The sequence below is a fragment of the Paenibacillus sp. MB22_1 genome (assembly GCF_047200555.1).
Taxonomy (GTDB): Bacteria; Bacillota; Bacilli; order Paenibacillales; family Paenibacillaceae; genus Fontibacillus; species Fontibacillus phoenicis.
Genome location: NZ_JBLADV010000001.1, coordinates 1971599 through 1990936, shown reverse-complemented (window position 1 = coordinate 1990936; position 19338 = coordinate 1971599). Strand labels below are relative to the sequence as shown.

General features: G+C 51.6%; 19 protein-coding genes and 1 other RNA gene. 13 read left to right on the top strand and 7 right to left on the bottom strand.

Annotated features, from left to right (window positions below; translation table 11 throughout):
- The first annotated feature begins 38 nt into the window (after nucleotides 1-38).
- Complete coding sequence (locus ACL02P_RS09320; RefSeq protein WP_009222786.1) at nucleotides 39-1595, top strand: DEAD/DEAH box helicase; 1557 nt, start codon at nucleotides 39-41, stop codon at nucleotides 1593-1595.
- 77 nt (nucleotides 1596-1672) lie between these two features.
- On the opposite strand, the gene ACL02P_RS09315 is transcribed toward ACL02P_RS09320, so the two are convergent.
- Nucleotides 1673-1774 (bottom strand): hypothetical protein, encoded by a 102-nt coding sequence (locus ACL02P_RS09315; protein WP_009222787.1) that lies wholly within the window; start codon nucleotides 1772-1774, stop codon nucleotides 1673-1675.
- 186 nt (nucleotides 1775-1960) lie between these two features.
- Here ACL02P_RS09315 and ACL02P_RS09310 point away from each other — a divergent pair, with 186 nt between their 5' ends.
- The 3 genes from ACL02P_RS09310 to ACL02P_RS09300 all read left to right on the top strand — a co-directional run bounded on the left by ACL02P_RS09310 (nucleotide 1961) and on the right by ACL02P_RS09300 (nucleotide 3610).
- Nucleotides 1961-2767 carry a YesL family protein gene (locus tag ACL02P_RS09310; protein WP_009222788.1) on the top strand — a complete coding sequence of 269 codons (807 nt, stop codon included), beginning with the start codon at nucleotides 1961-1963 and terminating at the stop codon, nucleotides 2765-2767.
- 74 nt (nucleotides 2768-2841) lie between these two features.
- Nucleotides 2842-3031, top strand: a non-coding RNA gene (ssrS, locus tag ACL02P_RS09305) — 6S RNA.
- Nucleotides 3032-3211: 180 nt separating this feature from the next.
- Entirely contained in the window at nucleotides 3212-3610 is a 399-nt protein-coding gene (locus ACL02P_RS09300) for a DUF1499 domain-containing protein (RefSeq protein WP_016312740.1), read from the top strand.
- A gap of 81 nt (nucleotides 3611-3691) precedes the next feature.
- On the opposite strand, the gene tpx is transcribed toward ACL02P_RS09300, so the two are convergent.
- A complete protein-coding gene (gene tpx, locus ACL02P_RS09295; protein ID WP_009222790.1) occupies nucleotides 3692-4213 on the bottom strand; it encodes a thiol peroxidase in 522 nt (173 codons plus the stop codon).
- 105 nt (nucleotides 4214-4318) lie between these two features.
- Here tpx and ACL02P_RS09290 point away from each other — a divergent pair, with 105 nt between their 5' ends.
- Complete coding sequence (locus ACL02P_RS09290) at nucleotides 4319-4933, top strand: rhomboid family intramembrane serine protease (protein WP_260070048.1); 615 nt, start codon at nucleotides 4319-4321, stop codon at nucleotides 4931-4933.
- A gap of 96 nt (nucleotides 4934-5029) precedes the next feature.
- A complete protein-coding gene (locus ACL02P_RS09285) occupies nucleotides 5030-5947 on the top strand; it encodes a LysR family transcriptional regulator (RefSeq protein WP_009222792.1) in 918 nt (305 codons plus the stop codon).
- Nucleotides 5948-6054: 107 nt separating this feature from the next.
- On the opposite strand, the gene ACL02P_RS09280 is transcribed toward ACL02P_RS09285, so the two are convergent.
- Nucleotides 6055-6735, bottom strand: a complete 681-nt coding sequence (locus ACL02P_RS09280) for a zinc metallopeptidase (protein ID WP_009222793.1) — start codon at nucleotides 6733-6735, stop codon at nucleotides 6055-6057.
- Between the two features lie 63 nt (nucleotides 6736-6798).
- Complete coding sequence (locus ACL02P_RS09275; protein WP_198136143.1) at nucleotides 6799-7224, bottom strand: MerR family transcriptional regulator; 426 nt, start codon at nucleotides 7222-7224, stop codon at nucleotides 6799-6801.
- 291 nt (nucleotides 7225-7515) lie between these two features.
- Between ACL02P_RS09275 and ACL02P_RS09270 the strand changes: the two genes are divergently transcribed.
- The 3 genes from ACL02P_RS09270 to ACL02P_RS09260 are packed head-to-tail and all read left to right on the top strand — an operon-like array spanning nucleotide 7516 to nucleotide 10796.
- Nucleotides 7516-8916: an ammonium transporter gene (locus tag ACL02P_RS09270; protein ID WP_009222795.1), complete on the top strand. Its 1401-nt coding sequence runs from the start codon at nucleotides 7516-7518 to the stop codon at nucleotides 8914-8916.
- A gap of 54 nt (nucleotides 8917-8970) precedes the next feature.
- Nucleotides 8971-10062 (top strand): DUF294 nucleotidyltransferase-like domain-containing protein, encoded by a 1092-nt coding sequence (locus tag ACL02P_RS09265; protein ID WP_412837163.1) that lies wholly within the window; start codon nucleotides 8971-8973, stop codon nucleotides 10060-10062.
- On the top strand, nucleotides 10059-10796 hold the full coding sequence (locus ACL02P_RS09260) for an exonuclease domain-containing protein (protein WP_412837162.1): 738 nt from the start codon (nucleotides 10059-10061) through the stop codon (nucleotides 10794-10796). The genes ACL02P_RS09265 and ACL02P_RS09260 overlap by 4 nt, the downstream gene beginning before the upstream one ends.
- A gap of 12 nt (nucleotides 10797-10808) precedes the next feature.
- Here the strand turns inward: ACL02P_RS09260 and ACL02P_RS09255 are convergent, their stop codons facing one another.
- A complete protein-coding gene (locus ACL02P_RS09255) occupies nucleotides 10809-11264 on the bottom strand; it encodes a M67 family metallopeptidase (RefSeq protein WP_009222798.1) in 456 nt (151 codons plus the stop codon).
- A gap of 137 nt (nucleotides 11265-11401) precedes the next feature.
- Here ACL02P_RS09255 and ACL02P_RS09250 point away from each other — a divergent pair, with 137 nt between their 5' ends.
- Complete coding sequence (locus ACL02P_RS09250) at nucleotides 11402-11980, top strand: TlpA family protein disulfide reductase (protein ID WP_028538731.1); 579 nt, start codon at nucleotides 11402-11404, stop codon at nucleotides 11978-11980.
- Nucleotides 11981-12044: 64 nt separating this feature from the next.
- Here the strand turns inward: ACL02P_RS09250 and cimA are convergent, their stop codons facing one another.
- Nucleotides 12045-13664 (bottom strand): citramalate synthase, encoded by a 1620-nt coding sequence (gene cimA, locus ACL02P_RS09245; RefSeq protein WP_412837161.1) that lies wholly within the window; start codon nucleotides 13662-13664, stop codon nucleotides 12045-12047.
- A 217-nt stretch (nucleotides 13665-13881) separates the two neighbouring features.
- On the opposite strand from cimA, the gene ACL02P_RS09240 reads away from it, so the two are divergent.
- Both ACL02P_RS09240 and ACL02P_RS09235 read left to right on the top strand, forming a co-directional pair.
- Nucleotides 13882-15186, top strand: coding sequence for a DNA polymerase IV (locus ACL02P_RS09240; RefSeq protein WP_016312729.1), 1305 nt, complete (start codon nucleotides 13882-13884; stop codon nucleotides 15184-15186).
- 131 nt (nucleotides 15187-15317) lie between these two features.
- Nucleotides 15318-15560, top strand: a complete 243-nt coding sequence (locus ACL02P_RS09235) for a ferredoxin (RefSeq protein ID WP_009222802.1) — start codon at nucleotides 15318-15320, stop codon at nucleotides 15558-15560.
- A gap of 382 nt (nucleotides 15561-15942) precedes the next feature.
- Here ACL02P_RS09235 and ACL02P_RS09230 read toward each other — a convergent pair whose 3' ends face one another.
- A complete protein-coding gene (locus ACL02P_RS09230) occupies nucleotides 15943-17319 on the bottom strand; it encodes an IS110 family transposase (RefSeq protein WP_009227146.1) in 1377 nt (458 codons plus the stop codon).
- Nucleotides 17320-17874: 555 nt separating this feature from the next.
- Between ACL02P_RS09230 and ACL02P_RS09225 the strand changes: the two genes are divergently transcribed.
- On the top strand, nucleotides 17875-19338 hold the full coding sequence (locus tag ACL02P_RS09225; RefSeq protein ID WP_412837160.1) for a L,D-transpeptidase family protein: 1464 nt from the start codon (nucleotides 17875-17877) through the stop codon (nucleotides 19336-19338).

The window sequence follows — 19338 nt, the reverse complement described above, 5'->3', positions numbered from 1 at the left end:
CTGGTGGAATGTCCACTATATAGAAGGAGTATGATACATTGAACACATTTGCAGATTTCGGCCTAGAGCCTAAAGTATTGCAAGCTATTACGGAACTTGGATTTGAAGAAGCAACACCGATCCAGGCGAAATCCATCCCGATCGCATTGTCCGGTCGCGATTTAATCGGACAAGCCCAGACGGGTACGGGGAAAACCGCGGCCTTCGGCCTGCCGCTGATCAACAAGATCCCTAAGGAAGAAGACCGTATCGTTGCGCTGGTTATGACCCCAACTCGGGAGCTGGCCATTCAGGTCGCTGAAGAAATCGGCAAGCTGTCCCGCTTTAAGGGTACCCGCTCTCTTCCCATCTACGGCGGACAAGACATCGTACGCCAAATTCGCGCATTAAAGAAGAAGCCCCAAATTATTATCGGTACGCCGGGCCGTTTGCTTGACCACATCAACCGGAAAACGATCAAGCTTGACGATGTGAAAACCGTCGTTCTGGACGAAGCTGACGAAATGCTCGACATGGGCTTTATGGACGATATTCAATCGATCCTGAAGCTGGTTCCAGAAGATCGTCAAACGATGCTATTCTCCGCAACTATGCCGGCTAATATCCAGAAGCTGGCTCAGCAGTTCCTGAAAAATCCGGAGCACGTGTCCGTTATTCCGAAACAGGTCAGCGCGCCGCTCATTGATCAAGCGTACATCGAGGTTCATGAACGGCAGAAATTTGATGCTTTGACCCGGTTGCTGGATATGGAGTCGCCAGAGCTGGCGATCGTGTTCGGCCGGACGAAGCGCCGCGTCGATGAATTGTCCGAAGCGCTGCAGAAGCAAGGCTATTCCGCCGACGGCCTGCACGGGGACCTGTCGCAGAACCAACGTGACAACGTCATGCGTAAATTCCGTGACGGCAGCATCGACGTTCTCGTTGCAACCGACGTGGCTGCGCGCGGTTTGGACGTCTCCGGGGTTACCCATGTCGTGAACTTCGACCTGCCGCAGGATCCGGAAAGTTACGTTCACCGGATCGGCCGTACGGGCCGTGCCGGGAAAGAAGGGGTAGCGTGGTCCTTCGTGACGCCGCGCGAAATGGATCACCTGCGCTTTATCGAACGGATTACCCGTCATAAGATTGCTCGCAAGCCGCTGCCAAGTATTGCTGAAGCGATCGAAGGCAAGCAACGGATTATTGCGGAACGCTTGATCGAGCTGGTGGAGAACGGTGAACTGAACGAGAACAAGGGCATTGCGATCCAGCTCTTGGAGCAATACGATTCGGTGAACCTGTTGGCGGCTGCGTTTAAGCTGATCACGGGTGACAAGAATGAGAAAGTCAGCATCGAGCTGACACCGGAAGAACCGATCCGCGTGAAACGCCGCAACCCGGACATCCGTTCCAGCGGGCGGAAACCGTCAGGTTACGGCAATCGCGGCGGTGGATACCGGCGTGATTCCCAAGGCGGCCGCGGAGGTTATGGCAAAGGCGGATACAACCGCGACGGCCGTGACTATCGTTCCTCCGACCGCAAGCCGCGTACCAGCTCGGGCGGCGGAGACCGCAGACCTTCGAAATACGACGACAACTCCTCGTTCGACAATTAAGCGGATCCTGGAGGTTGTTCGAATATCCTATTAATGAAAGAAGACGGAGGAACCTCCGTCTTCTTCTTGTTTGTTCATTACAGATGAATTGTACGGCTCACGATTACGAGCAGAATGAACAGAACCAGAATCGTACCCGTGGAAGTCCAGAATCCACCGCCATATCCTACGCCGGACATGTGATAACCTCCTTTGATGATGTTGATGGTTTGAAGTTACGGTATATACTATGGCACAGCGGCCTGTTGAGATTAGACGCTTACCCAAAGCAGTACAAATTAGGCGCTGGAACGAGCTGGACGAATCATGTATAGTTAATATAGGCAGAGCGATCCACTATACAACGCTTGAGAGGGGAACTTTACTTGGAATACAAAGGTTTAATGGGCGGATTTTATAAAATTACCGAATGGATTATGCGGATTGCCGGCAGTAACCTGCTGTGGCTGCTGTGCTCATCGCCATTTATGATCGTCCTTGCGATGAAGCTGCTCTTGGTGTTGCAATCACCGACGCCTCAGCCGGAGACGCTGACGATTTGGGTTATGGGTGTTTTGGCACCGTTTACACTGTTTCCAGCAACCGCCGCTTTATTTTCCGTGACTCGGAAATGGGTGATGGGGGAAAGCGACTTGAGTATTATCAAAGTCTACTTCAAAGGGTACAAAGAGAACTACAAGCAAAGCATGGTCGGCGGTATTTTCTATACGATCCTGTTCGCGATTATGTATGTGGACTATGAAGTCTACATGAACCAGATGAACAACCTGCAGATGATTGGCATGGTGATGCTGTTCTTCCTGTTGATCTTATCCCTGTCGTTGTTTAACTTCTTCTCGCTGGTGGCGCATTACCATCTGGGTGCGCTTCAGTTGATCAAGAATGCGATCCTGTTTACGATTCTTCGGCCGTTTCGGACCTTGTCCACGCTGATCTGCGCGGGTGTGCTTGGTTTTCTGACTTTACGCTTCGGCTGGTTGATCTTCTTCGGGTTCGGCAGCTTAACTGCCTTCGTGGCGTTTTATAACTTCTACATCGCTTATAACAAGATCCAGGAGAAGGTGGAGCGGATGCGCCAAAACGAAGACGCTTCGAATAATGGTAGCACCCAGCAAGACGACGAGGACCTGGCGCTTGAACTTCCTTCGAGTGAGGAAAAAGAGAAGGATTGAAAAATGGCTTAAATTGCCATCATCTTCCTTGTTAGATGAGTTTACATTTGCTTAATGAAGCCGTATAATAGGTGTACGTCCTGCGATGTGCGTTTCGGTTTCCGTTATTTTGAACCAATGACAGTTATCTCGGGAGACCTACATTGCGCCGCCGCTGAAAGGCCCTATCCATCGGATGAGGGGACTTCAAAAGCGTCGTTGCGGTCACCCACCTGCGGGTGCAGGTTCGAGATAATGTAATCGGACGGCATAGGCGGGTCTATGATGAAGCATGAGAATGGTACCTTGTACTCTTTTCGCTTGAGAAAAGGGACAAGGTGCTTTTTTGTTTGTGCCAAAATGTTCAGCCTCGCTTTTGTTTGTCTGCCAAGAATGTTAAACTAGAAATTAAGAAAAACGCATACCCAAGTCACATGGGGCAGGATCGTGAAGGAGGAAGAACAGTTGTCATTCAAGCGAACGTTAATCGGCATTTTCCGCAGCCAAGAAGGGACCAGCGACCGTGCGAAGATGCCCGAACTCAAAACAAGATATTATCAATTATCCAAAGAGAAATGCTGGGAGGAAGTTTCCTCAACCTTAAAGAAAATTCCGGGCTATAAGGTGCTGCATGAAGTGCCGTCCGTCGGCGAGATTACGCTGGAGAAACGGACCAGCCTCGGACGCGTGATGGACATTACCGTATCGATCGTGGGCACCGGGCCGGTACGGAGCGCGATTGATATTTACTCGGCGACACGTGGATCGATGGGGGATCTCGGCGCAAATTACCGTAACATTCTTCAACTTTTCTCTGTGCTGGATAAGAAGCTGGCGGCTTATAAAGTGTCCTCGAACCAGTAAATCCGCTTGACTACGACAAAAAAAAGCGAGCAGGGAGATTCCTCTCCTACTCGCTTTTCGTTTGTGCCGAAGGGCCTTCGATTAAGAAAGCAGCGCTTTAACGGCAGCCACCGGTTTTTCATAATCCGGATGCTCGGTCATTTCCTTCAATACTTCGACGTATTGGATCTTGTTGTCTTTATCGACGACAAACACGGCACGCATGTCGAGCGCGAACTCTTTGATGAGCACGCCGTAGGCTTTGCCAAAGGAGTTGTCTTTGTAATCCGACAACGTGATGACGCGATCCACGCCAGCGGCGCCGCACCAGCGGGCTTGGGCAAAAGGCAGGTCGGCACTGACCGTCAGCACAACGACGTCATCGCCAAGGCCGGCAGCTTCTTGGTTAAACCGGCGCGTTTGCGCGTCGCAGACGCCTGTATCCAGCGAAGGAACCACGCTGATCAGTTTGATTTTGCCGGCGAAGTCCTGGAGTGTGGCTTCTTCCAGCAGGTTTTTATTCAAGCGGAAATCCGGAGCCGTATCGCCAACTTTAAGTTCCGGTCCGATCAGCGTGATCGGATTGCCTTTAAATGTAGCTACATTTGCGCGTTCTTGGGCCATGTTTATTTCCTCCTAGTCAGATGGATTTATTCAATCAAATTTAATTATAATCGTTTTGAAAAGAAAATGTCCAACATTAGGAAAAACAACGGTAAGGAGGATCCGATGATTTTCATACGATACGAAAACTGGCGAAGTTACCTGCGATATTATCCCGTTACCTGCTTGCTCCTGGCGGCCAACATCGTGATGTTTATCGTGCTTACGCTGAATGGGGGATCGAGGAACGGGCTCACCCTGCTAAGGTTCGGGGCAATGAGCGACATCGAGCCCTTTGCCGGACAAAGCTGGCGGTTGTTTACGGCGATGTTTCTTCACAACGGGTTTGATCACCTGTTTTCCAACTCGTTTGCGATCCTGGTATTTGCGCCGCCGCTGGAGCGTCTGCTCGGCTGGTGGCGATATGCCTTGGTCTATTTGGGCAGCGGACTGGTCGGAAACCTCATCAGTATGGGTGTGTACCAGTTTAGCTCGGTCCCTCATATCTCGGTTGGGGCCTCAGGCGCTGTCTATGGTGTGTATGGCGCGTTTCTCTACATTGCCTTGCTGCAGCGTCACCTGATGGATGAAAGCTCGCGAAAAACGCTGTACAGCCTTCTCATTATCGGGGTGATCTATTCGGTATTGGTTCCCAAGATCAACCTGGCCGCTCATTTTGGCGGGCTTGTCGGCGGCTTTTTTATCTATGGACTCATTGTCCGCTTGTTAAAACGGCGTTGAACCAATGGATTGTAAATGGTACATTAAATTTAGAGTATTATGTCATCAGAAGATGTTCGATGTTCGTAGCACATGCGAAATGGAGCGATCAGATTCGTGGAATTGAGACAACTGCAGTATTTTGTAAAAGTGGCGAGGAAAGAGCACGTGACTCAGGCTGCCGAGGAACTGCACGTCGCCCAATCGGCGGTAAGCCGGCAAATTCACCAGCTCGAGCAGGAGCTTGGCGTTAATTTGTTTATGCAGAAGGGCAGGAATCTCCACCTTACCGCTGTGGGGCAGCTATTCTGCAGCCGGGTGGAGATGATTCTGAAGGATCTCGACCGGGCCGTGAGCGAGGTGCACGAATTTCTCGATCCGGAGCAAGGGGAAATTCGCTTAGGCTTCCCCAATAGCCTAGGTATTCATATGATTCCCAGCGTGGTGGCAGAATTCCGCAAGCTGTATCCCAATGTGAAGTTTCGTTTTAGGCAAGGCACTTATCCTACGTTAATTCGGGATGTGGTTTCAGGGGAAGTGGATTTAGCCTTTATTTCTCCGTTTCCGGAAAATCATGATCAAGTCACCGGCAATGTGGTATTAACCGAGGATTTGGTGGCCATCCTTCCGCCGGGGCATCCTTTGGCTGGTGAGCAAAGCATCAAGCTCAGCCAGCTTAAGGACGAGAAGTTTATTTTGTTCAGCAAAGGCTATTCCTTGCGGCCAATCGTTTGGCATGCCTGCCTGGAGGCAGGGTTTACGCCAAAAATCGCCTTCGAGGGCGAAGAGACCGATACGATCCGGGGGCTGGTTGCGGCTGGGATGGGCGTAAGTCTGCTACCGGAAATGGCGCTGTTTCAGAGCTTTACGCTTCAGCCGATCCGTGTGCGGATTTCGGAACCTAAGGTCACCCGCACCATTGGGCTGATTCATCGGGTCGACGAGAAACTGCCGCTGGTAGCCCAATCGTTCCGAATGTTCCTGCTGGAATACTTTGGGCTTCAGGTGGATACGCCGCCAAACCAGCAGCAGTAATTGAATCATCATGGAACGTTCTCCGAGATGTGGGGACGAAAAAAAAGGCTGCACGATCTCGAGCCCATGGGCTCAGTACCGTGCAGCCTCTTTGTTTGGTTTACTTGTTATTCGCGGTTGCTTGTGAAAATCAGGATGTAACGCAGCAGCTCCAAAATGGAGATCAAAGCGGCAGCTACATAAGTCAAAGCCGCGGCGTTTAATACTTTGCCAACTCCGCGTGCTTCATTAGGCGAAATAAAGCCTTGTTGAAGCATGATCTTGCGGGCCCGGTTGCTGGCGTTAAACTCGACCGGCAGCGTCACGATCTGGAACAAAACGGCCGCGGAGAAGAAGATAATCCCCAGACCGATCAGGTTCAGCGCGCCGAACAGGAAACCAGCCAGAAGCAAGAAAGGAGCAACCCCCGAGGCGAAGTTCACCACCGGGAACATCCGATGACGCAGCACCAGCATCGGGTACTTCTGCTTGTGCTGGATTGCGTGTCCTACCTCGTGGCAAGCGACGGCTACCGCAGAGATGGAGCTCTCATAATACACCGGCTCTGACAAGCGGACCACGCGGTGAATCGGGTCGTAGTGGTCCGTCAGGGCGCCGTGCACAGGCTCGATCGGGACATCATAGAGACCGTTCGCATCCAGCATACGTCTTGCGGCATCATGGCCGGTTAAGCCATAGAGGTTCTGGACCTTCGCCCATTTGTTAAATGTGCCTTTGACCCGAAACTGCGCCCACAGGGACAACCCAAATGCGAGCAGAATGGGGATCAGCATCACGTCTGAATACATGAATCATTCCTCCATATGATTTAGTTATCAAAGAAGTAACTGAGGTTGTTTCAGGAGTAAAAGTTAGGAAAAGGGTCCGTGATTCAGCAGAAGCCGAATCGCTTCCATGCAGGCCAAGCTTTGCGGAAGCAAATTGGCGAAAGCGCGTTTGGCCTGGTTCGGCTGTAAGCTGGAAATGAGCGGCTCCAGCTCTTTGACTTCGCGTTCCAGCTGCTGCATATGGAGCTCTAATGAGCTTAGCTTCTCCGTCACTTGTTCTTCCGGAGAAACTCGGTGCCACTGGTCCAGCTTCTCACGGATCTCTTCCAACGTATATTTCTCCTGTTTCAATTGATTAATACGTTCCAGCCTGATCAAGGTTTCAGCACTGTATAAACGATAATTTGTCTGGGTTCGCTTCTCCGGGGAGATCAGCCCGAGCTTCGTATAATAATCGATCGTACGCTCACTCACATCAGCTGCCTTCGCTAACTCTCCGATCCGGTACAGTTTCTTTACTCCAAGTTCATCACCTCTCCCGACAATTCCAAAGGATTGAGTTCTATATTTATTCTATTTATCCCCATAATACTTAACAACAAGCATACAGTCAAACGTCATACTTTATTTTTGTCAGTAACTATAAGGCGTGTTATCGAAATACCTTACATACAATGTAATAATACATGCAATTTGGCGATTTTTTTTGAAAAAAGTATTGTCATCCCTGAATCTTTCTCTTATAATCACATTAACAATTCATTTTGTGTTAGGAAACTTAACATTGGGGGAGTGTTCAAAATGAAGAAGAAGTGGCTTTACGGGGTACTCATTTTTCTTGCATCGTTTGCGTTTCCGGTCTCGGCGTTCGCAGCGGAGGGAGAGGTTACCGCTCCGGTTCTGGAGCTGGGCCTGAACTCGCTTTTCGTATTCGTCGCAGCCATGCTCGTATTCTTCATGCAAGCAGGCTTTGCTCTTCTTGAAGCGGGTACAGTTCGGATGAAGAACGCCGGACACGTTGCAGGTAAAACCGTCCTCACCTTGGGGATTGCTATTCTTGCTTGGTGGCTGATTGGTTTTGGCTTCGCTTTTGGCGACGGCAACAGCTTCCTAGGTACAACCGGGTTCTTTTTTGGAGGAGAAGGGGATATCGGTTCGTTCAGCGTATTTGCTGAAATCGGCGTACCATTAAATCTGATGTTCCTGTTCCAAATGGCGTTTGCGGCAGTATCGCTGGCGATCGCCTGCGGCGGGATGGCAGAACGTGCGAAACTCAGTGTCTACATTATCTTCGGAACAATCTTTATCGTATTGATTTATCCAATTGTCGCTCACTGGGTATGGGGCGGCGGCTGGCTTGGTAACTTGGGGATGCAAGACTACGCTGGTTCGACGGTAGTTCACTTAACGGGTGCTACAGCGGCGCTTGCAGCAACGATTCTGCTGAAACCGCGTCTTGGTAAATACAATAAAGACGGTAAACCGAACAACATTCCAGGTCATAACCAAGTGTTGACGGTACTCGGCGTTATCATTCTGTGGATTGGCTGGTTTGGTTTCAACCCAGGTAGTGCATTAACTCCTTTGGGTGATGGATTCTTCGGTTATGTGTTGATGACAACGAACCTGGCTGCTGCAGCTGGTGCAGTTGCTGCATTGCTGATCTCCTGGGCAGTTCTGGGCAAGTCGGATATTCCAAGCATGCTGAACGGCGTGCTGGCGGCTCTCGTAGCGATTACTGGTTCTTGTGCTTTCGTTGATGCTTGGGCTTCCGTTATCATCGGTGCGGTTGCTGGGATCTTGACCTTCTTTACCGCTAGATGGTTTGAACGTGCTGGTGTGGATGATCCGATTTATGCCTTCTCCGTACACGGGATCGCCGGGGTATGGGGTGCGGTTTCCACTGGTCTCTTCGCAACGCCGGAGCTGGCTGAAACTACAGGTGTAGGTAAAGCAGGCTTGTTCTACGGCGGCGGTTTTGGGCAATTAGGGGTTCAAGTGTTGGGTGTTATCGGGACTTTCGCTTTCGTACTGGTGCTGTCGTTCCTGATTCTCGGAATTATGAAATGGACGATGGGGCTTCGCGTTACAGAAGAAGAAGAAACGATGGGTCTGGATATCAGCGAACATGGTACTTACGGGTATCCGGAGCAAATGAGCATACTGAACAAAACAACTTCGTCTGGTATTCCTGCGGAATAATTGAAGACAGAGATCCTGGCGTGAGGCGTCCGGAAGAGAAAGGAAGTTGGGCTTATGAGTCATGAGACGGCCATGAACAACGCAAATTTAGACGCGATTCGGTCCGCCGCAACTCCCGGTTCGCTAAGAGCGGCCAGAATCGATGAGCAGAATCGCTTGTATCGCAAACTGACAACGATGCCGATTCAGGATTGGAACCGTGAGGTCTCGGACCTGCATGATGCCGTCATGACCCAAGCTTGCCGATGCTGTGAAGAAGAAATGATCCAGGAGGGCTTCGGCCCTCCTCCTTCGCATTATGCCTTTATTGCGTTTGGAAGCGCCGGTCGGGCGGAACCCACGTTATGGAGCGACCAGGATAACGGTTTGATCTACGGGGATGGTGATGCGGATCAGCTGGAAGTCTACTTTGAGATCTTTGGTCAGAAGCTGTCAGAGATTCTCGAGCAGGTTGGTTATCCCCCATGCCCGGGCAGGGTCATGGTGTCCAATCCGTTATGGCGCGGCAACTTCGCTTCGTGGGAGAAGCAACTGCTGGAATGGCGGGACATTCTGGCTTGGGAACAGGTTCGCTACTTGATGATTGCCGCCGATTTGCGCCATATCTGCGGGAATGCGGAGCTAACCGCTGGCTTGCGCAAGACCATGAAGCGGATTATGGAGGCGGATCAAGGCGGAGAACGCGATGTGGTGGCGGCAATTCTGCGTAATACCGTCCGTCACAAAGCGGCACTAAATGTGTTGGGGCAAGTGATCACAGAGCAAAGCGGTGAACATGCCGGGGAATTTGACGTGAAATACGGGCTGTACATCCCGATCGTGAACGCCGTGCGTTATTTGGCTTTGCAATACGGGATCGAAGCCTCGAACACCTGGGAACGGATCGCTCAACTGCTTCAGCTTGAGGCTGTTCCGACGCGGTGGCTGGAATCGTGCAGTCGCGCGTTTAACACGGCGGTCAAGTTGAGATCGCTTGTATCGCCGGTTATCGAAGACGGCTTGCTCACGGGTTCTCACTACTTGCCCCAAGACATGCTAAAACAGAAAGAGCTCCGGCGCGAGCTGCGGGAATCGCTCAGTACGGTCAAGGTCATGTACCGCACACTCCAAAGGCAGCACCGGTATGCGGAAAGGAAATGGTTATGAAAGAACCGATGAAGGGAAATGGTGGTTTTTGGGATGCTTTTAAGGGCGGCGGAGTGTCGCCAAGGATCGCCTCGATGCTTGGTGCTCCCAGCGCACAGCAGATCGCTTTCGTTCGTTCATTAACCAAAGGACAGCGCCGTCCGGAGACGCTTCACGTTCCGCTGGCTGAATTAAAAACGGCCGTCTTCGATTTGGAGACAACAGGATTTCATTACCATTATGGTGATGAAATCTTGTCCTTTGGAGCCGTGAAAGTGGAAGGGGAGCGGATCACCGATGAGGTGTATTACTCGCTTGCCAAACCCGCTTGCCAAATTCCTGAGCGGATTATAGAACTAACCGGAATTACGCAGGAGATGGCCCAGTCGGCTCCATCCTTGCTGGAGGCGTTGCGCGAATTTATGGCATTTGTGGATGACCGGGTGCTTGTTGCCCACGGCAGTGCGCATGACAAAGCTTTTCTGGACGTGGCGTTATGGAAAACAAGCAAAGCTCATCTCGGGCATCGGGTGCTGGACACGATGATGATCGCCCGTAAGCTGGAACCGGACCGGCGTATCTCTGGCAGCCTGGACGAATGGCTGGCCGTGTACGAGATTCCAGTAACGAAGCGACACCACGCATTGGAAGACTCCAAGATGACAGCTCAGCTGTGGACCGCGTTAATCCAACGGTTGAAAGAACAAAACGTGATTACTTTGGGAGATCTGTACACCTTCTTAAGCCGAACGTAAGCCTTTGCTGTCCTAGTTTTCACGTAACTTGATGGGCAGCAGACGATAACCTCCTGAATAAGCACTTATCCCATACGCGTGTAGCATGAAGCCGTCCGGTTCGCCGGGCGGCTTATCGTTTGATGGATTCATCCGACCACCAATTAGGTACAATTGAAGGCGATCGGCAAAATTCGGAAGCTGACGCAAATCCTCTGACGATGGCTGCGGCGGTGAAGTGGGGTGGGTGTGGTAGACGCCAATCAATCGCGGATCAAAGCAACTGCGAACCCAGATGGCGGGGTCGAGTTCAAAAGCGTGCAACGGAATCTTCGAATGGTTCGCCACAGGAAGATAACGTTCAATGGTGCCGATGCGGCCGTCCAGCGATCCAAACAGCAGCCCGCAGGCTTCCTCCGGGTAACGATCTTGCCCATCCTGCAGCATTTCGTCACGAATATGCGGCGGCAATATCCAGGATTGATTCATTTTGCATGCTCCCGTCGTGATAGGTTAGAGTTCACCTTTTTCTCGATCCATTGTAACAAATCGTTAAAAAAGGGTACAATAATTACGGTAAACATAATCTTCAAAACCAGATGAGGTCATAAAAGGACGGGCAAAAGATGAAACGGAATCGATGGATACTTGCCGGGTTGCTAGTGTTGCTGGTTATCGCTCTGCTGGACCGTGGGGGACAGGAGGGCTGGTTTGGCAGCTTCCTCAGCGGCTCTAAGGGAGACAATAACGAACCTTCGCTTGGCGCCATGGCAGCCGAAGGGGCACCGAAGCCAGGAACGACTGCGCCAACGTTCGAGTTAACCGGTTTGGATGGCAAGACGTATGAGGTTGGGGGCAAGCGGGATAAAGTACTGCTTCTGAACTTCTGGGCGTCCTGGTGCGATCCGTGTAAGGAGGAAGCGCCTGAGCTGAAGGCGTTATCTGAGAAATACAAGGATTCACTGGACATCTATGCCGTGAACGTTACATTATACGATAACCTGGATGAGGCCAAGGCCTTCGTCAAAAAATATGGCTACACCTTCCCGGTTCTCTTGGATGAAAAAGAGGAGCTTTACCGGAAGTATAATGGTATTGCCTTTCCGACCAACGTGCTGATTGACGAACAAGGCGTGATTCGAGATGTCATCGTCGGAGTCATTTCGCCGGAAGAGTTGGAAGCCAAGATTAAAAGCCTGATTTAACAAGTAAAAAGCCCGAATCGCCGTCAGTAACGGAGATTTGGGCTTTTCGCTTAAGAGGTGATGCTTAATGGTTGACGAGTCCCCATCCGGCGGAAGGAATCTCTTCATAGTCCTCCCGTTTTGTCTGCCCCAGCAGCGCGTAACGGATCGAGTCAACGAGCGCTTCCCAGCTCGCTTCAATGACGTTGCTGGACACGCCAACGGTATTCCAGGAGTTGTGATAATCCTGGGATTCGATCAGTACACGTACCTTCGAAGCGGTGGCATCTTTGTCGTCAAGAACGCGCACCTTGTAGTCCGACAGATGCATATCCTTCAAGCCCGGGTAATAAGTGATCAAGGCTTTGCGAAGCGCATTGTCGAGAGCGTTAACCGGGCCGTTGCCTTCGGCAGCGGTGTAGACACTGACTCCGTCAATCTTCAGCTTGACGAAGGCTTCGGAAACGACAGGACGGTCAGCGGTTTTCTCAACGAGCATCTTAAACGATTCAAAGACGAACAGTTCCTTCATATCGCCATTGGCCTGACGCAGCAGCAATTCGAGCGAGGCGTCCGCACCTTCGAATTGATACCCTTGATGCTCCAGTTCCTTAATCTTGGCGATCACTTGTTTGGTGTTCTCGTTCTCCGGATTGAATTCGATTCCCATCTCCTGCGCCTTGGACAGGATGTTACTTTGCCCGGCCAACTCGGAGACAAGCACGCGCTGGCGGTTACCGACCAATTCGGGAGCGATGTGCTCATATGTCCGCGAATCGCGGAGGATGGCGGAGACGTGAATGCCTCCTTTGTGGGCGAACGCGGCGTTCCCGACATACGGCTGGTTGACCGGCATGTGCACGTTAGCGATCTCGCTGATGTAACGGGCGGTATTGGTCAGCTGCTTTAACCGGTCGGGCTCGAGCACTTCGTAGCCCAGCTTCAGCTGCAGATTTGGAATAATCGAGCAAAGGTTGGCATTGCCGCAACGCTCCCCGTACCCGTTCATCGTCCCTTGGATTTGGGTTACGCCGGCCCGGACGGCGCTAAGCGAGTTGGCGACGGCCAGCTCACAGTCGTTGTGGGTATGGATGCCCAGCTTCGAGCCGGGAATCACTTCGCACAATGCGCTGACGATATCATACACCTCATGCGGCATCGTTCCGCCGTTCGTGTCACACATGACCAGCCAGTCGGCACCAGCCTCCTCCGCTTTGCGTAAGACGGAGAGGGCGTATTCCGGATTGTTTTTATACCCGTCAAAAAAATGTTCCGCGTCAAAAATGACCTCCAGCCCCTGCCGCTTCAGATAAGCGATCGAATCGGAGATCATGGCGAGGTTTTCCTCTAGCGTGGTTTGCAGCGCGGTATGCACATGGAAATCCCACGATTTTCCAACCAGCGTCGCAGCTGGAACACCGGCTTCGATCATCCGATTAAGGTTAGCATCATGTTCGGCTAGGCTGTCTTTTCGGCGTGTACTGCCAAAAGCGGTAATCTTGGCCTGCAGCTTCAGCTCCTTGACCCGCTTAAAAAATTCGATGTCCTTCCCGTTACTGCCCGGAATTCCACCTTCAATATAATGGACCCCAAGGTAATCCAGCTTTTTGGCGATCTTCAGCTTATCGTCCGCCGACAGGCTGATGCCCTCGCCTTGGGTACCGTCTCGCAAGGTTGTGTCGAAGATGGATATTGGCTTTGACATGATCGAAGTATCCCCCTTTAGCAATGGATGAGGGTGGTTAGCTCTCCCCGAATGTTTAGTTTTTAATTAATAATTATAACATCAACATGTTAAATGTAACATGCTTTTTTGAGAGAACAGAAAGTATAAACTTCTTGCCCCTTAGCGATATTGACCGACTTTCCGGGGACAGGTATGCTGAACTTAGGAGTAACGTATGATAAACGAGGGGTAGGAAATGAGAGATACCGCTGATTTTTACCCGGCGCGGGGTAGAGTCATTTTGCATGTCGATATGAACGCCTTTTATTGTTCGGTTCATGAGGCGGAGGAGCCGGACAAATATCGAAACCGACCTACCGCGGTAGCGGGGAGCGTGGAGCTGCGCAAAGGAGTAATCGTCACCTGCTCGTATACCGCGCGTAGAATGGGAGTGTCGACCGGAATGACCGTGAGCCAAGGGTTGAAGAAATGTCCCGAGCTAATCGTCATCCAGCCGGATTTCCATCTATACCGCAAATATTCCCGGGCGTTTATGGACATTGCGTACGAATACACGCCGCTCCTTCAAGCGGTTTCCATCGATGAATGTTATCTCGATATTACCGGCTCCAAACAATTTGGGACCCCGCTTGAAATTGCCAATCAAATCCAACAGCGGATCCGTGAAGAACTAGGCCTTCCCTGTTCGATTGGGATTGCGCCGAACAAGCTGCTAGCCAAGATGGCCTCAGATATGAAAAAACCAAACGGCATCACCGTGCTGCGCATCCGGGACGTGCCGAAGCTGCTGTGGGACAAACCGTGCAGCGACTTGTTTGGCATCGGCCGGAAGACGGCCGAGAAGCTGAAGTCGATGCGAATCTATACGATCGGGCAGTTGGCGGCTGCCGACGAACGCAAGCTGATCGAGCGGTTTGGGGTGGCCGGTGCTTGGATGAAGCAGGCGGCGAACGGCAGGGACGATTCGCCGGTGAGCGATGAGCGCGAGCGGAATAAATCAATTGGCCATACGACCACCCTTCCGCGGGATATCAGCCGGATGGAGGACGTGCAACGCGTGCTGTTGAACATCGCCGATCAAGTTGCGCGTCGGCTGCGGCGGCAAAATCTGATGGCCCAGACGATCCAGATTACGATCCGCACCCCGGACATGAAGACGATCACCCGCTCGCAAAGTTTGGATACCGTCACCGAACAAGCGGAAGTGATTTACCGGGAAGCCTGTGAGTTGTACCGCCGCCATTGGAGCGAAGATAAGCCGGTTCGACTCCTAGGAATCACTTTGCAAAATTTGGTTCCCAGGGAGGAATCGGCGTTGCAACTGGATCTGTTTGATTATGAGCGGCAGCCCAAAAAAGAGTCATTAACGCGAACAATGGACATGCTAAGAGATAAGTTCGGAGAAGATGCTGTGCTGACGGCAGGAATGTTGACCGATGATCCCTCGGCATTAATTCGCAATCATCGCATTCGCGGAACTTCGTTGCAAACTGACTTCCTTCGCCAGAACCGGGACGAAGAGGACGACCCTGCTCGTTGAAGGAATTATCACCTATCGGGATTGGAATAATACGGAAAATGAATTGAAATTGTAAACTATTTATATTATATTGATCATGGTGTTATAAAAAGCACCGGACTCGTACCGTTTATTCAGGAGGCAGATAAGAGATGGCGAAATATACTTGGGTTGAGAAGGACACATGTATCGCTTGCGGCGCTTGCGGCGCAACAGCACCGGATATCTACGATTATGACGATGAGGGTTTGGCCGAAGTAATTTACGGCAATGACGGCAACCGCGGGATCACGGAGATTCCGGAAGATCTGTACGACGATCTCCAAGACGCTTGCGACGGCTGCCCAACGGATTCCATCAAAGTTGCAGATGAGCCATTTAATAAAGAAGGCTAAGCCTTTGGAATAACTGGGATAAGGAGCACCCTGCGCCGATTTTGGCGGGGGTGCTCTTTTTTTAAGATATCAGCGTACTATGTCAAGTAGAATTTTTAGGTTTCTGGGTAACCCAAACACACCTAACCCCCCAGATTTTCAAAAAAGTTAGCAACTGACAGAGAAGCGATGCTTGAAACCGGCCTTTCTCGGACTTGAAAGGAAATAGCCTCGTTTTTTCAATCCTGCGATGCAATCTGGCTGAGTGCAGAGTATACGCTAACGTACAATTCGCATTCACAGGGCGAGGTGGATAAAGCTGACATACGAGATCCAAGGTCTCCAAGAAAGTGATCCGATCTTCCCTCAGTCCCAGAAAGACCGGTTCCAAGATCTTGCTTAGTTAGGCCGTCGCTAGTGTCGGCATAACGCAATTGAAGTTCAACTTCTTATTGACCTCATCAAGGATGTGATAATCAGAGCACTGCGATTGAAACGGTAAACGGTCTCGCAGCATGGCGAAAGCGACTTTGAGCATCTTATTACCCATTGCAACAAAGATGGCTCGTTCATGTTTTCCTTTTTCCTTCAGACGATCATAGAAAGGCTTAAGGTCCTTATTATGCATGCAGAGACTCTTACCTGCTAGATATACCGCATAACGAAGGTGATCGTTTCCCTGTTTGGAAATCTTGCGGTAGGAGCCTTTGCCGCCACCTGTTTGCTTAACAATGGGGTTTGTGCCAGCTTTCTTAATTAACTGGTTTGCGTTCGAGTACTGAGATACATCGCCGATTTCAGCATAAAGCTCAGCCGCGGTAGTCACTCCTAAGCCCGGGACGGTAAGAAGCAGTCGTCCGTCTGTCTGAAGGAGAAGGTTCTCGATCTCTTGTTCCAAAACATTAATTTTGGCATCAAATGTTCGTAAGTCACGTAGCTTCATTTTCAGTAACATAAGCTCAGGCCGAAGTTCCTGTAAGTTTCTCGATAACGCTTGTTCAGCGACGTGCAAGAGCTTCTGGATGGTGGTGTTTCGCAATTTGAGATTATGCTGAATCGAGAGCTTCCGTAGCCCGGTCTCCCCTAGTTTCAGGACAGCAGCGGGGTGTGGATAATGCTCCATGAAGAAGAGCGAGGCTTTCCCCCAGAAGTCACTGAATACTTTGATTTTTCGAGCTCTACCGGCTGAATAATCTGCATATCCTTGGTACTCGCGCCAGATGAGGTCCATAAGTGCTCGAATCTCTGTACGCAAGGAAGCACGCTTCCGTGTCTCTGAGCGCCGTGCTCGAGTCAAGACATGGAGCTGACGCTGCACGCCATTCAAAAGCTGGTTTTCAGTGGCTTTGTTGCTTTTGATGGCATGGGCGATGGCCACAAGATCAAGATCATCTGTTTTGCACCAATTCAGTGCGCCGGCGCGTTCCTCGAAGGTGGTATACGGATTCAAGATCTGAACGTGGTACCCTCGTTTCGCCATCTCGCGGACGATGTCTTCATAGTAATGGCCTGTTGCCTCAATACCCAGGAACAAGCGAACAGCCTCTGTGGCTGTAACCGCTTGATTAATCTTCTTGCAAAGCAGCTCCATACCAGAATTATTCGCTGAGAAAAAGAAGGGTTTTTCAATGATGTCGCCGAAATAATTGCATATTAAGGCTTTTTGGTGGAGCTTGGCCGCATCGATTGCAACGATGAGGACTTGCTCCAGGTTAACGCCCCTTAGCTGTTGACTGAACTTAGTTCCCTTACGGCCTTGAATGTGCGAGGATTTCCCCATGCGACTTTAACCTCCTGTGGTTGGTAGGTAAGATTGAAGCTTCCCTGTCAGGTGCTTCTTTCTTCGATAGTCGCTGGGGATTTCCTCTTTATATTTTGATTATATTACACGCCAGAAAGTATAAACTACGGGGATTGGCATCCTGATATCGCAAGAAAAACTTCCGCTAAACGCGGTCTGTCTACTTTGAATGTACGTCGATAGACGTTTTTCTTATTAGATGATGCGGTGATCGCGATCGGGGGCTGGGGTCTACTACCTCTGCTGCCCCCCTTTGCACGATTATCCCGCTGGCTCAGGTCGCTTTGTGCGGCTCTTTGAGGGATTATCCCGTTGGGTCCTGATGAGTTCTGAACGAAAGGGATAATCATGCAAAGAGCTGTGCAGTGATACGACTGAGGAACGGCGGCGTTTTTACCTTGATACCGACCTGCTGGTAGGTACTAAGTCGCAAAATTGCGGGATTGGCGAGAATTGGGTTAGGAACGCGGATTTTTTTGCCGATATAAGTAATGAAAGGGGATTTCTCAACTACTCTCTAATCTGGAGGAACTGATGGGGAACTCGGCTTACCTTAAAAAATACGTGGAAAACCACCCGAACAATAAAATGGCCTGGTACCTGCTGGGCAAAGAATATGAAGCGAACGGGCAAGCGGGGAAAGCCCACTATTGTTATATTCAGGCGGGCAACGTGTACGAGGCGTTTGAATCCAGCAAAATTCCGCTACCGGAGGAAGTGCTGGCCGGCTATAAGGAAGGGCTGTTGCAGGAGTCACACCGGAAGGAGAAACGAAGCCGCTTCCTGCGCAAGCTCAGTCTTGCGCTGTTGATTGCGCTGCTGGTGTGGATTCCTTCCGCCCATGCGCCGGGGGATCGGCAGGCGGCGGTGCCCGTGCACGCCGTCGATGCGGGTACCAGTGACGATGCCGACCACGAGGAGGCATCGGAGGAACCGCTGAAGCCCGCCGGGGATGAGGCGGGCGGAGGGGCGCCTGCGGGAACGCCGGCTTTCGCGGAGCCGGCGTTCACCGCCATCGGCTTCGCCGGCGACCCTGCCGGGACGCAGGCGGCAGCCGTAAGCGGTTTGCTCGCGCTGCAGCGGCAAACCGCAACCCCTCTGCTCCATGCCGCAGCGCTGGGCATGGAGCAGGCCGGCGACTGGCTGGTCTGGTCGGACGACCTGCCAGTCGCGTATGGCTTGGAGCAGAGTCCGGCCGAGGGGCGGACGGCGCTCCAAGCCTATGATGCGCGCGCGTGCGAATGCGCGCCGCCGGATTCAGCCGCGCTGCAACAGCGCGCGCGGCAGTGGATCCCGCAGCAGGAATCGCTGGGCGTGCTTGCCTCGGCGATGATCCACTACAAGCAGGCGAACGGGGCATGGCCTGCGAGCCTGCAAGACCTGGCCGGGCCGTATCCCGACAACTGGATTGCCGGAACCGATTCGACGATGGAGCAGGCGTTTCAGCCGTTGCTTGTACAGTTAAAACGCAAAGGCGTTGACGGCGCAACCGGAAATGCGGATGCGCCAGAAGTGCTCGCGAAGGGGATGGCACCGGGGCAGCAGCCTTTTTTTGCCGAACCTTATGAAATGATCGTCGATACGGACACGCACACTTTGGCAGTGGTCAGCGGGAACGTTTTGATTCGAAGTTATCCCGTTGGATTGGGCGGCTCGCAGACACCGGAGGGTACGTTTGTTATTTCTGAAAAAGTGATCAACCCGAACGGGAAGGATAACGGCGAATTTGGCAACCGCGGCATGCAGCTATCCGATACGAACTACGCGATTCACGGAACAAATGAGCCGGATAGTATTGGAAAGGATGAGTCGTTAGGTTGCGTCCGGATGGGGAAGAAGGATGTGGAGGAGCTGTTTGATTTGGTTCCGAAGGGAACGAAGGTGAGGATTGGGAAGGGGATTTTGCCGAAGCTGAAGAACGTCCCGGCGGAGCGTTTCGCCCTGGGCGATAGACAGGATCAGACTAATCCCCACCGCACTTACCATTGGCTGAACTAG